At 37.5% G+C, this 13031-nt stretch carries 11 protein-coding genes and 1 other RNA gene; 8 read left to right on the top strand and 4 right to left on the bottom strand.

Features of this window, described 5'->3' with window-relative positions:
* Positions 1–18 precede the first annotated feature (18 nt).
* The 3 genes from dltX to BFJ97_RS22410 all read right to left on the bottom strand — a co-directional run bounded on the left by dltX (position 19) and on the right by BFJ97_RS22410 (position 4270).
* On the bottom strand, positions 19–156 hold the full coding sequence (dltX, locus tag BFJ97_RS22420; RefSeq protein WP_068986828.1) for a teichoic acid D-Ala incorporation-associated protein DltX: 138 nt from the start codon (positions 154–156) through the stop codon (positions 19–21).
* A gap of 551 nt (positions 157–707) precedes the next feature.
* Complete coding sequence (locus BFJ97_RS22415) at positions 708–2363, bottom strand: alkaline phosphatase (protein WP_068986827.1); 1656 nt, start codon at positions 2361–2363, stop codon at positions 708–710.
* A gap of 662 nt (positions 2364–3025) precedes the next feature.
* The gene (locus BFJ97_RS22410) at positions 3026–4270 is read right to left on the bottom strand and encodes a transglutaminase domain-containing protein (RefSeq protein WP_068986826.1); all 1245 of its coding nucleotides are present in this window, start codon (positions 4268–4270) and stop codon (positions 3026–3028) included.
* 103 nt (positions 4271–4373) lie between these two features.
* On the opposite strand from BFJ97_RS22410, the gene BFJ97_RS24955 reads away from it, so the two are divergent.
* The 8 genes from BFJ97_RS24955 (at position 4374) to BFJ97_RS22380 (ending at position 11936) form a co-directional block, all read left to right on the top strand.
* On the top strand, positions 4374–4535 hold the full coding sequence (locus BFJ97_RS24955; RefSeq protein WP_175401845.1) for a hypothetical protein: 162 nt from the start codon (positions 4374–4376) through the stop codon (positions 4533–4535).
* 192 nt (positions 4536–4727) lie between these two features.
* Positions 4728–4955: a preprotein translocase subunit SecG gene (gene secG, locus BFJ97_RS22405; protein WP_068986825.1), complete on the top strand. Its 228-nt coding sequence runs from the start codon at positions 4728–4730 to the stop codon at positions 4953–4955.
* A gap of 393 nt (positions 4956–5348) precedes the next feature.
* Positions 5349–6095, top strand: coding sequence for an alpha/beta hydrolase (locus tag BFJ97_RS22400; protein ID WP_068986824.1), 747 nt, complete (start codon positions 5349–5351; stop codon positions 6093–6095).
* Positions 6096–6131: 36 nt separating this feature from the next.
* Complete coding sequence (gene rnr / locus BFJ97_RS22395) at positions 6132–8669, top strand: ribonuclease R (protein WP_068986823.1); 2538 nt, start codon at positions 6132–6134, stop codon at positions 8667–8669.
* Positions 8670–8962: 293 nt separating this feature from the next.
* Positions 8963–9427, top strand: coding sequence for an SsrA-binding protein SmpB (smpB, locus tag BFJ97_RS22390; protein ID WP_068986822.1), 465 nt, complete (start codon positions 8963–8965; stop codon positions 9425–9427).
* A gap of 409 nt (positions 9428–9836) precedes the next feature.
* Positions 9837–10192, top strand: a transfer-messenger RNA (tmRNA) gene (ssrA, locus tag BFJ97_RS22385).
* Positions 10193–10308: 116 nt separating this feature from the next.
* The gene (locus BFJ97_RS24425; RefSeq protein WP_139114502.1) at positions 10309–10908 is read left to right on the top strand and encodes a hypothetical protein; all 600 of its coding nucleotides are present in this window, start codon (positions 10309–10311) and stop codon (positions 10906–10908) included.
* 53 nt (positions 10909–10961) lie between these two features.
* Entirely contained in the window at positions 10962–11936 is a 975-nt protein-coding gene (locus BFJ97_RS22380; RefSeq protein ID WP_068986821.1) for a tyrosine-type recombinase/integrase, read from the top strand.
* A 166-nt stretch (positions 11937–12102) separates the two neighbouring features.
* Here the strand turns inward: BFJ97_RS22380 and BFJ97_RS22375 are convergent, their stop codons facing one another.
* Positions 12103–12825 (bottom strand): hypothetical protein, encoded by a 723-nt coding sequence (locus tag BFJ97_RS22375; RefSeq protein WP_175401844.1) that lies wholly within the window; start codon positions 12823–12825, stop codon positions 12103–12105.
* Positions 12826–13031: the final 206 nt, after the last annotated feature.

Genomic DNA, 13031 nt, shown 5'->3' with positions numbered 1-13031 from the left:
AATTTAGATCTCCTTTTCTTAAAATTCCGTATATATAAATGGTCCTGCGTTCATATCATGGAAGCCATGAATAAGAAACAAGAGCACCAAAATGAGGAAATAAAATAGTGTAAAGCCTATAAAACGAAAAAGCTCATTATTTTTGATGGATTGCATTTGTCCACCTCCAATTATAAATGAAAAAAAAGACTATAACTTTGTAAATATACTAAAGAAATAGATATTTTTTCAAGTTATTTTAAGTAACCTTTTATCCTTTTATTAAATTTTTATCACTGTTTTGACGGAATGTGGAGAAAAATGTTGCTGAATTTCAAAAAATTCATTAAACCATAAGAAAAGTTTAAGGTAAATTTAAGGTTTTGGAAAAGTGCCTTAAAATGAAGCTAAGAAATTGGTTTATTAAAGTCATTTTTCCATCTCAATCTGCACCTAAAAAGATGGCTCGTCACTATAACGGGGGGATTTCCGGTCCAGCTCTTCCGTTATATTAAGCATAATAAATTAAAGTAAACTCAAAGTAAATGCAATGAAAAATGTTGGTATTTTTTAAGAGCAGCAGCTGTAATGATGAGATGAAAGGAAGGGGAATAGTGGGAAGATGATGAAATTGGCGATCTTTTGAGGGCTGTTGCGATCCATATTTGAGCAAAAAGAAAAGTGCTATCATAAGTTAATCAACTCAATTTATGATAGCACCCCAATTATTATTTGATTACATTTAAAACTTTTTTTGAAACGTAAAATTCAGTGCCGTTGTAGACATTGATTGTGTCAAATGTATGAGTCTTTGTCGTCTTTGTTGATGTATCCTCATAAATCAACGTGTTTTTATTCACTGGAATTGTAAACGTTACATCATCTTTTTGTGCAATAAATTTAGGGTTTTCTTTGTCAGCTAAGTCAATTTTAGTTGTGTAGCCTTTATCTTTGAATGCTTTTGTAGCTGGGATATATAAATCATCTGTAAGTTTGTTTAAATCAAAGCCCATAAACTGTGCCATTGAATGTGCTAAGTCTGTGTTTTCGACAAGTCCTGTAATTTTAGATGGTCCGTATGAGTATAAGAATACATCCTCACCAGTATGCCCACCCGTTGTATAGCCAATGTTTGCACGATTTGCAAGCATTTTTACCATCTCGTCGCCGATGTCTTTAGCCGATTTTAGTGTTGCAAGCTCGTCCTCCGTTAAATCATCTAATCCATAAAGTGCCGCGACTTCTACAAGATTTGATTTATCTTCTTTTAATTGGCTTAGCGCACCTTCAACTGTCATCGTAGCTTTCTTCAGAGGGTCAATATAGGCAGATACAGGGATGTTAGAGTAAGTACTTGACGTGTTAGCATTACCCATCGTAATACCACTATTACCATGGTCTGTAACAGCAATGACCATTGTATTGCCATCTTCTTTTGCAAAATCAACGGCTTCTTTGACAGCATCATCAAACGATAAAATATCGGAAATTATGCCGATTGTGTCATTATTGTGAGCTGCCCAGTCTACCTTACTGCCTTCTACAAATAAGAAGAAGCCGTCCTCATCCTTTTTAAGGGTATCAATAGCTTTACCAGTCATTTCAGCAAGCGTTGGCTCAGTTGGTTTAGTTTTAGCACGATCCAAATCGTAGGCAAGAGCACTTGGAGCAAAGCTTCCCCAAATTTTTGATGAAGTACTATTTAGGAGCTCATCACGCGTTTTAACGATGTCATAATTTTTTTCATTTAGGACATTCACTAAATTTTCGCCATCTTTACGAGCATTTTTTGTTGTGCCTGGCGTCAGTGACTCCGATCCGCCACCTAACACAACATCAATGTTTTGATAAACTTGCTGCTCAGCGATGTTATCATATTGGCTTCTATTAGTAACATGTGCAGAGAAGCCTGCTGGTGTCGCATGTTGAATTTCGGAAGTAGAAATCAATCCAGTTGCCTTGCCCTGTTGTTTCGCCCCTTCTAACACATTGGCTACAGGTTTAAAGGCATCCTCTTTAGCAACTTGCTCTAGCCCAGGTGATTTAACCGTAGCTGGTAACACACCGACAAATTTATCATTGGATTTATGACCAGTTGCTAACGCAGTAGCGGCAGGGGCTGAGTCTGTAATTGCTGATTCAGCAGAATACGTACGTACGCCACCTGATAAAATTTCGTCCATGGCCAAGTTTCCACCTTTGTACCAACGAGAAAGTGTTACGGCATTATTACTACTACCATCCATCACGAGCATAATAACATTTGTTGGTTTTGTTGTTTTTTCTACCTCCGCTGCTTGTACTTGTGGTTGAGCGATACTAAATGTCGATAAAGTAAGGGCACTTGCTAAAAACAATGAACTCCATTTTTTTGAGTATTTCATGATTTTCCTCCTCTGTGCTTTGTTAAAATTTTATCTTCCTATTGATGACTTACTAAAAGTTGCTTTCCATTGACATTAAAACCATCTCGAAATAGTGGTATGTGGGTACAGTATCTCAGGTTAAAAGAGATGAAGAATATTTTTTGAAAATTAAGAAAAATGACAATGGACATAATAGATGATATGTAAAGTTGTTAAAGCAATGAACTACTTTTTCTAGTATTTCATAATTTTCCTCCTTTTGGTTAATCCATAAGTAAGTGTAAAGGAAGGTTGTAAAGCTAGGATTAATATATTGTTAACAAATTGTGGGTATATTGTAAAAATGATCTTCATCCCAAGACGTGTGGTTGATTTCCGTTCCGGCTGAGGGCATCCGATGAGCCGCTTGGGCAGACACGATGTTGGTCACGAATGTAATCACAGGACGTGATGTTTTTAGTCTTCGTTCCTCTATCGCTGATCCCCAAGGAGTCGCCCAGCCTCCACTCCAATCAACCTAATTTACATGTCATAGGTTTTAACAAATATTATCCATAACTTTTGATGCTGGGCCAAAAATGAAAGAGGCATTTAAAAAGAAATATGGAAGGAGAAATAGAATCTGCTTACTATCCATTGATGGAAGTTCGCAGATTCTTTGGGTAATTTTTATGGCTCGGCTAGAAAGAATGTTCCTCACCGTCGATGGTTTCATAAAGTAAAACACCGTCATCATCAACGAATAAATTTAGAACTTCTTCCTCTAATAACACTTCTTCTGAGCCATCGTTTACATTAATTTTTGTTAAATAGCCTGCATTGTCATAATCACTGCAATAAATCACATCGTCAAAAGCAGCTAAGTAGTAGCAGGCTGTTTCAGTAATTCGTGCAGTTTGTTTTGTTGCTACGTTATAGGAGTACACCATGCTATCGGCCAGGCTATTATAATAAATAACGTCTCCAACGGTATCTGCGTACCACATGTCATGCATAAAGTCGTAAGCATTACTTGTAGCAGCAAAATAGTTTTCCTTTGCCCATAGATGATCTTCACTTAGTTTTTCGTCATTCACTAAAAAATATGCGTAGGAAATAGCGTAAGGCTCATCTGGATCGATATCATTCCAAGTTGTATCAATATGGTACCAATTACCGTCAACACTTACTAAATTCCATGCATGAAGCTGATTATCGCTGTAGCCATAGACATATTTTGTGTCGAGACCTGCCGCCAAAAATAAACGATAGGCTAATAATGCGTAAGCTTGACAAACCCCAGTTTCTTCACTGATTAATTCATAAACTGATTGACCATAAGACTCACTTTCTTCCGTATAAGTAGCAAGTTGTACGATATAGTCATTAACGGTTTTTGCACGACTAAAGTCATCCATGTCATTTGTGATATACAAATTAGCAAAATCTTGAACATACGAATCAACAATCTTTTCTTGCTCGGCATCTGTGTAATATGTAAAGTTAAATTCGACTAAGTAGCCGTTATCCCTTTCCGTTGCTTCCCATGTAGCGCTTTCAATATATCCTGCAGTATAAGGGTTAACAAAGGAAATTAAGCTAATCAAATCATTTAGCTGTACTTCAAATGTATCCCAATCTAATTTTCCTCTATACAATACTTTAAAATTTGGCTCAAATTTTGATATTCCCTTTTCAACTTTCTTTGAAAATTGAAGCAAAGCAGGATCTTCTTTGAATAATGTCGTTGAAAAAAGATCGTCCGTTGTAAAATCGGCCGACGGTGCTTTGCTAGCAGGTTGCTTTTCTTCCGTAAAGGCTTCTTCTTTCGGTGCAGGTTCCTCTTCCTCTTCTATTAGTGCATCGATTGCCCAGATCGTAGCTGTACAACCGGTAAGCAAGCTTAAAGGAATAAGCAAAAAAATCAGCCATACATACTTTTTCATATTTACCCCCATTAATATTACATTTTTAACTATTATAGGGTAATGTGCTGGGAAGGTGTAATACTATTTTTCGTAAAACTAGATTCATCACCAAAAGATAGGAATGACATTTAGCGACAAATGTTTTATCTGTGCGAAAGCGAAGCGTCAGCAACAATGTTTTATCTGTGCGAAAGAGCGCCCAGCCTCCACTCCAATCAACTCATATACATATTCATGTCACCAATTAGAGGCGGGAGAGTTAAAACGTATGCCGCTGGTTTAAGTTACTTTTCAATGGGGGTCATCCGATGAAATAAGTTAAAGCCCCTGGGGGATTAAATGTAATCAATGATAATCTGTAAAACTAACTTAAATGGGAAAAACAAGGTTATTTATTAATCTCAGTTTGTCAAGGCAACCTTTTTTTGTTATAATGTGATTTGTTGTGATGTTCGAAGTTCGGGAGGTGCAGTGGATGCATACAGTAGTATTAGTTTCATTAATTATCGTATCAATAGCGTTAATCGTTGTAGTATTACTTCAATCAAGTAAAAGTGCAGGCTTGTCAGGTGCCATCTCGGGTGGAGCTGAACAACTATTTGGAAAGCAAAAAGCACGTGGTATGGATCTGATCCTTCACCGTGCAACAGTTGTGTTAGCAATATTATTCTTTATTTTAGCACTCGCTATTACAAAAATCTAATAGTTGAAGATATATCGCCTAACCGTACTGGTTGGGCGTTTTCTTTTATAGTACTAATTATTTGGACCCAATACATAGTTAGTTTAGTAAAGTGGATATCCGCGCGGAGAAGAAAAAGCCTGATGGATAGAATTCTCAAAATCGTGGATAGAACCCATGAAGTCGTGGATAGACCCCTCAAAATCGTGGATAGAAGAGCCAAAATGATGGATAGAATCCCAAAAGTGCCGGATAGAATCCTCGAAATGCCAGAAAGACTATCGGAATGCCAAAAAGACCCATGAAATTAACCGATAAACCTCATAAAAAAAGTAACGATTGCCAAAGCTTTTGAGGAAGCTTCTGTATGGCTATAATGGTAATAGTATGTATAAGGATGAAGGAGAGCTCGCAATGAAAAAATCATTATCACAGCCTTTTTTCTTTCAAGCAGGTCCACGAGCCGTTTTATTACTGCATGGCTTTACAGGTAGCTCGGCAGATGTGCGAATGCTCGGAAGATTTTTAGAGAAAAAAGGGTATACTACATTAGCACCTCATTATAAAGGTCACGGTGTGGAACCGGAAGAACTCATCACAACAGGTCCTGCTGATTGGTGGCAAGATGTCGTAGCCGCATACAAACAGTTACAGGAAGCGGGCTATCAGGAAATTGCTGTGGCTGGACTGTCATTGGGTGGTGTGATGGCTTTAAACGTTGCGCTTAATAATCCAGTTAAAGGGATCGTGACAATGTGTTCCCCAATGACGATGCGCACAACGGACATTATGTTCGAAGGTGTATTGAAATATGCAAGGGACTATAAAAAGTTTCAAGGTAAAGACGAGGAGCAAATCGAAGCTGAAGTTTCGTTAATTGCTGAAAAGGGCATGCCTTCTCTACAAGAGTTGCGAGAATTTATTGATCGGACACGTCAGGAAATTGACATGATTTATGCACCAATTTTTGTCGTTCAAGCGACAAATGATGAGGTTATTGAGACAGAATCTGCCAACATTATATATAATCAAACTGAGTCACTTGAAAAACAAATCAAGTGGTATGAAAACTCAAAACATGTTATTACGTTAGATCAAGAAAAAGATCAGTTACATGAAGATATTTTTCACTTTTTAGAAAGCCTAAATTGGGCACAATAAATTATAAGAAGGATTTTCTCATGAAGGAGGGAAATTATGAAAGACCAAAATAATTCACTACAAAGTCGTTTACTCGATTTTTTCGGTGAAGAAGAGTATAAACCATTAACAGTTGGCGAAATCGAGGACGTATTTGGCTTTAAGGATGCTGACGAATTTAAAGAACTAGTGAAAACGTTAGTGCGCATGGAGGCGCAAGGCTTAGTTGTTCGTTCCCGCTCTAATCGTTATGGTTCACCAGAGCGCATGAATTTACTTCGAGGTAAGTTTATCGGGCATGCGAAAGGCTTCGGCTTCGTCGCACCTGATATTGAAGGAATGGATGATGTTTTCATTCCACCGCATGAAGTAAACGGTGCAATTAACGGCGATATCGTTCTGATTCGTGTGTTAAAGGAATCATTCGGTGATCGCCGTGAAGGAACAGTGACAAAGGTAGTAGAGCGTGGACAAACAAGCTTTGTCGGAACATTCCAAGCAAATCGAGGCTTTGGCTTTGTTGTGCTAGATGACAAAAAACTACCGATGGACATTTTCATTGCGAAGGGTGATACATTAGGAGCTGTCGATGGTCACAAGGTTGTCGTTGAGGTAGCTACTTGGCCAGAGGATTTGAAATCAGCTACAGGCTATATCACGAAAATTTTAGGGCACAAAAATGACCCAGGTGTCGACATTCTATCTATTTTATATAAGCATGACATTCCACCTGAATTCCCAGAAGAAGTGGTTGCTGCTGCACAAAGTGTGCCAGATGAAATTACAGCGGCAGATTTAGAAGGGCGCCGTGATTTACGCCATGAAACGATCGTGACAATCGATGGTGCTGATGCAAAGGATTTGGATGATGCTGTTACTGTAACGAAAAACGTCGACGGTACTTATAAACTTGGTGTACATATTGCAGATGTTAGTTATTATGTAACTCAAGGCTCTGTAATAGATATTGAAGCTTATGATCGTGCAACAAGTGTATATTTAACAGATCGCGTTATTCCAATGATTCCACATCGACTATCGAATGGTATCTGTTCATTAAATCCACAGGTTGATCGACTAGTACTGTCCTGTGAAATGATTATTGATGCAAATGGTCATGTCGTTTCACATGAAATTTTCCAAAGTGTCATTAAAACGACAGAACGTATGACATATAAGGATGTATACAAGATTTTAGAGGAGCAGGACGAGGCATTAATGGCCCGCTATGAGCCACTTGTACCAATGTTTAAACATATGGCTGAGCTGTCAAACATTTTACGTACTAAACGTGAAATGCGTGGTGCCATTGACTTTGACTTTAAAGAATCGAAAGTAATCGTGGACGAAGATGGCTGGCCAGTTGATATTGAATTACGTGAACGTACAGTAGCTGAGAAATTAATTGAAGATTTCATGCTAGCAGCGAATGAAACAGTAGCAGAGCACTTCCATTGGATGAATGTACCGTTCCTATATCGTATTCACGAAGATCCAAAGCCAGAAAAGCTTCAACGCTTCTTTGAATTTGTCACGAACTTCGGTATTTTAATTAAAGGGACAGGAAATACGGTACATCCGAAAGCACTACAGGATGTATTGAAAGCCATCGAAGGCATGCCAGAGGAGCCTGTGATTTCAACGATGCTGCTGCGCTCGATGCAACAGGCAAAATATTATCCGGAAAGCTTAGGTCACTTTGGTTTATCAACTGATTTCTATACACACTTTACGTCACCGATTCGCCGTTATCCGGACTTAATCGTGCATCGTTTAATTCGAACGTATTTACTTAATAAAGATACATCGAGAGAAACGGTTGCACAGTGGAGCATGGCAATGGATGAAATTGCGGACCATACTTCAGAGCGTGAACGCCGTGCTGTCGATGCAGAGCGTGATACAGACGCACTGAAAAAGGCTCAATACATGTCCGATAAGATTGGTGAGGAGTTTGAAGGGATCGTTTCATCTATTACCAACTTCGGGATTTTCGTGGAGCTTCCAAATACGATTGAAGGACTTGTCCATATTAGCAATATGACAGACGACTACTATCGTTTTGACGACCGTCAAATGATTATGATTGGTGAACGTACAAATCGTCAATTCCGTATTGGGGATGAGGTCACAGTACGTGTAGCGAATGTTATTATTGAGGAGTCATCGATTGACTTTGAAATCGTCGGAATGGTAACGTCTTATGGACGAACTCGTAAAGCAGCACCTACTGTTATTCACGCACGCAAAAATTATAGCGACAACAAAGATGGTCGTAATGGCCGTAGAGGTGGACGCAAAGAAGAAGAAAGAGGCGGACGTGGTAGTCGCAGTGGTCGCAACGAAGAAGAAAGAGGTGGACGTGGCAGCCGTGGAGGTCGCAACGAAGAAGAACGTGGTGGACGTGGCAGTCGCGGAGGTCGCAATGAAGAAGGACGAAGCGGACAAGGAGAACGACGTGAAAACGACCGTGATCCACGAGGACGCCGCAAAGATGGCTCAAGCCCAGGCCCTAAAAAAGGCGTGAAGCAAAAGCAAAAATTCTACGAGGGCGTAGCCAAGAAAAACAAAAAGAAAAAAACAAAACGTAAATAAAAGCAAGGCGAAAGCACCAATAATCACTTTACGGGTGCTTTCGCTTAATCAATAATAAAGCAGGTTATCCCTGCTATCCTTTAACTTCTTTCAGCAGAAGTCTCCTACCTCTATAGGTGTCGTGATGAATGCTGGATTTAAGTTACTTTTCAGCGGGTGTCCAAACATCCGCTGAAAGAAGTTAAAGCCTCCGGCGGATGTCACGGATTCGGAAAGGAGTTCTTTGTGCAGGCACAAAGCCGAATTCAGACGCAATTATGCCGAGGCATAATTGATGAAGAGGGTGAATTTATATGGCAAAAGGTACTGGGAAAGTATTAGCACAAAACAAAAAAGCTGGGCACGACTACTTCATTGAAGAGACAATCGAAGCGGGCATGGTGCTAACCGGCACAGAAATTAAATCCATCCGTGCAGGAAGGGTTCAACTAAAAGAATCCTATGTACAAATCCGCAGCGGTGAAGCATGGATCAACAATATGCATGTCAGCTCATTCGAACAAGGCAACCGTTTCAACCACGACCCACTGCGCGCCCGCAAATTGCTGCTCCACAAAAAGCAAATCGGCGAGCTAGTCGGTGCCGTAAAGCGCGATGGCTACACAATTGTCCCATTAAAAATGTACATTAAAGACGGCTACGCCAAGCTATTAATCGGCGTCGGCAAAGGGAAAAAAGATTACGACAAACGTAACGACATGCGCAAAAAAGAAGCCAAACGTGACATAGAACGCGCCTTCAAAGCGAAAAACCAATAATAATAGATTGTTAGAAAGCTCACTATTTTCGGATGGTGAGCTTTTTGTAGATAGAACTTGAGGAGTGACGGATCGAACAGTCAAACTGATGGATTGAATAGTTGAAGGGATGTTTAGAACTGCTGAGGCGACGATAGAAATGACAAACTGACGCATAGAATGCTCAGGGCGAGTTCTAAAGGCAGGCAATTTTGAATGCATAATTGATGATTATGAAAGAAGAAAATCATGTTGAGCTAGCCAATTTTTTCTATCATAGCGGGACACTTGAACTATAGCAAGATTTGTTTTATAATATGAATTACTGATTGCCAGATTACATGGAAGCGTACTTTTAAGCTCCCACCGTACTAGAAGAAATTCTAGCTCCTTTACTTGAACGAGGCCTTATGCTTCGATTCATATTCAAGGGGACGTTACGGATTCGACAGGGATGGTTCAAGCTTTGGTCGCGCGTCGGAGGTCTCGGCTCCGTCATCAACGGAAGTTATATAATAACTGGCAAACAACAAAACTTAGCTTTCGCAGCGTAAGCTCTTAAGCGCTCTGCCTCTCTATCGCCCATGTAGAGAACGTGGGGCCCAACTTTAGTGGGATACGGTCGTTGGTGCCACCTGAGTCACCGACAAGAGATTTCCAGGTTAGCGTACAGGACGCCTGTTTGTCGGCATAATGTTACGTGAATTGTAAATAGGCAAACTACACGCGTAGAAGCTGAAGTATTGGAGTTTCTGGACGCGGGTTCGACTCCCGCCGTCTCCATACATAAAGTGGCTGTAAACGCAGTCATATCAACGGTTTTCGAAGTTAGGGATATTGAACGAGAGTTGAACTCTTGGGCGATATCCCTATTTTCATCCCTATTGACTAAGGAGATACATATGGAAGCCAAAATTACTCTAAATTTTTTTTTAAGTGTCTATTTGAGAAATTATTTTATCCCAACTACTGTAATAATATTAGTGATTAATTCACTTTCTAAATGGTATCCTAAGATTATCAATTTCGAAAATTCATTTTTCCGATATGGTTGTTTATTAGTAGCTCTATATATCCTTTATTCTACCTTTAAAATTTCAAGTCATGCTGTGTATAGTGTTAATTTTAGCAAGAGATTATCTGATTTAAAAAGAGCGAATGATGGAGAAGTAATGCTACTTTCCATATATAATGATTACAATAATTTTATAGAAGAAAATAAACTTCGATTGGATATCTATAAAAGTTTTAGTCCAATCCCGATAGTAGTATTTTCCTTGGGAATACTTATAAAATGGGATTTTAATAAGTTAAGCGTCTATTTCGAAAATATTTTAAATTTTAAATTGGAACTTAACTCTATTATTGGAGGAGTCATATTATTACTAGGAATTTGGTACATTATTTCATATAGAAAATGTTGGGCGTATCATAGGAACTTATTAAGAAGATATGGGGAAGTAAAAACAGCGTACGAGAGCTTGAAAATAAAAGAAAAGTAATAAGAACTAGCGGTTCAAAGACTTTCTAATTAAAATAATTGGGAGGTTTTTGTATGTCCAAAAGTAGAAAACATGGCGTATTTGCAGTAAGCGGTGATGTAGTGGTTATATCGAACAAGCGAAATGAATTGAGGAAAAATGATAAAGAAATTCAGAAAGCACTTGAAACGATTTTCCATCAAATGCGTATTGCTGGCAATAGACCACGCACAATTGAAAGCTATGCGTACATTTTTCAGCAATTTGTAGAAATGTGCCATATCGAATATGTAGAGGATATTAATATTGATAAGCTGTATCACTATTTGGATGTTTTAGAGGTTACACCAGCTACTAAATTAATTCGATTAAAATCCATTAAAGCCGTACTAAGTAAGTTCTATAACAATGGTTGGATTAAAGACCGCTATTGGAGCAATATTCAAATAAAAATTGATAAAGAGGTAAAAAAAGGAGCGAAGGAATCAGATATAGATAGGCTTCTCCGATTGATTGACCAAACAACATTCATTGGTTTTAGAGATGCTTGTGCAATTAAGTTGATGTACAAATCAGGTATTCGTATTCGCACATTGGGGGAGCTTAGAGAGCGCCATATTGACTTTGAAAATATGTGCTTAAATCTCGATGGCTCAATATTAAAAAATCACAAATTCTTAAAGTTGCCTATTGATATGGAAGTAGTTGAAATGCTTAAAATGTTAATTGAGCTGAATAAAGGCATTCGTACTCATTTTGGCACAGATAATCGCAATGTCTTTATTACACAAAATGGCACACCAATGAATACAAGTAAATCATCGAATTGTGCTATTTCTAAGCAACTAAATAAATATGCGAAGCGATATAATTTAGAAAATATCAATGCTCACGCTATTAGAAGAGCCTATGCAAAGAATTTACATGATAAGGGTGCAAGCATAGCTTTAATCAGCAAGGCACTTGGACATAGTGATTTAGCCGTTACAACACAGTATTTGGATTTTGATGTTGAGGAAGTAGCAAGTAGTTTAAAGGATTTTTTGTAATAACAACACCTTTCTCTTTATAAAGCGAGGATATTCAATATTTTGAAAAATACGAAAAGAATAAATAATTTCAGTTTGTGTAATAATTCATTTGCGTTTTGATATTTTGGATTAATCTAAATTAAGAAGTATAGATTTAAAAGTCTATACTTCTTAATATGAAACGCTACAAAAATCCATATCTACCTTCATCTGCTTTTTTTGTGAATTTAATATAATTTATACCATTAGTGTCCATATCAAATTGATTATCCAGAATAATTATTTGATTTTCCCTTTCTTTAGAAAATGTTTGAATAAATCTTTTCTTTAAATCATTTGGGATTTTGTCCTTTTCGTCAAGTTCTTCTCCTTCTTGATACGTAGTTAATGGAGAATCAATTAACACAAAACCAGTATGGGGTAAATTTTTTGTATAACAGTATTGCATTAAACTAATTAAAAAAACAGCATAGATTATAGCTCTATATCCTTTTCCATATACAGAACGTAATTTATTATCGATTATAAAGTCATGTTCTTTATAATCAAAATAAACTTCTATAGCACTATTAACTTGATTGAAGCGCATATCTTCTAAATGTTTACTCATAATTTGACAAAGTTCATTAATAGAAGAGGATACATTGTCATTATCATTATTTATATTACTAACAATTTTTAAGTCCAATGGTATTCCTTTAGTCTCTGTATTAAGTTCATTAATCATGGTTGTTAAGTAAATAATTTTTTGTTTTATAACTTCTTTTTCAACTGCTTTTCCCATTTTTTCTTCAAGCGATTTTTTTGTGGGCTTAAGTTCATTATTTATATGACTATTAAGTATATTAAAAGAACTTTCATTCTCATTTAACGTATTTTTTAAATCTTTATTTTGATTATGAATCAATTCAATTGTTTCATTCAAGTCTTTTAAATTAAGTTGTATCTTATTTTTTTCTGATTTATATGAACTATATAATGATTCACCGTAAGCCCGTAATCAAATAACGCATATAAATAGCCAGGCACCTCCGGTACGATTGATATGTATCAAAATTAGAGGAGGTGCTTCTTTATGTCAACTACCAAACTAACAATTGTCCCTGTGACACT

This window comes from Lysinibacillus xylanilyticus (assembly GCF_001708185.1).
Classification (GTDB): Bacteria; Bacillota; Bacilli; order Bacillales_A; family Planococcaceae; genus Lysinibacillus; species Lysinibacillus xylanilyticus_A.
The sequence above is the reverse complement of the archived record's forward strand: the minus strand, read 5'-3'. Positions and strand labels throughout refer to the sequence as shown.

Excerpts from the sequence above, each read along its gene's own strand:
- dltX (WP_068986828.1), bottom strand. The coding sequence starts at position 156 with ATGCAATCCATCAAAAATAATGAGCTTTTTCGTTTTATAGGCTTTACA.
- BFJ97_RS22415 (WP_068986827.1), bottom strand. The coding sequence starts at position 2,363 with ATGAAATACTCAAAAAAATGGAGTTCATTGTTTTTAGCAAGTGCCCTT.
- BFJ97_RS22410 (WP_068986826.1), bottom strand. The coding sequence starts at position 4,270 with ATGAAAAAGTATGTATGGCTGATTTTTTTGCTTATTCCTTTAAGCTTG.
- BFJ97_RS24955 (WP_175401845.1), top strand. The coding sequence starts at position 4,374 with ATGACATTTAGCGACAAATGTTTTATCTGTGCGAAAGCGAAGCGTCAG.
- secG (WP_068986825.1), top strand. The coding sequence starts at position 4,728 with ATGCATACAGTAGTATTAGTTTCATTAATTATCGTATCAATAGCGTTA.
- BFJ97_RS22400 (WP_068986824.1), top strand. The coding sequence starts at position 5,349 with ATGAAAAAATCATTATCACAGCCTTTTTTCTTTCAAGCAGGTCCACGA.
- rnr (WP_068986823.1), top strand. The coding sequence starts at position 6,132 with ATGAAAGACCAAAATAATTCACTACAAAGTCGTTTACTCGATTTTTTC.
- smpB (WP_068986822.1), top strand. The coding sequence starts at position 8,963 with ATGGCAAAAGGTACTGGGAAAGTATTAGCACAAAACAAAAAAGCTGGG.
- BFJ97_RS24425 (WP_139114502.1), top strand. The coding sequence starts at position 10,309 with ATGGAAGCCAAAATTACTCTAAATTTTTTTTTAAGTGTCTATTTGAGA.
- BFJ97_RS22380 (WP_068986821.1), top strand. The coding sequence starts at position 10,962 with ATGTCCAAAAGTAGAAAACATGGCGTATTTGCAGTAAGCGGTGATGTA.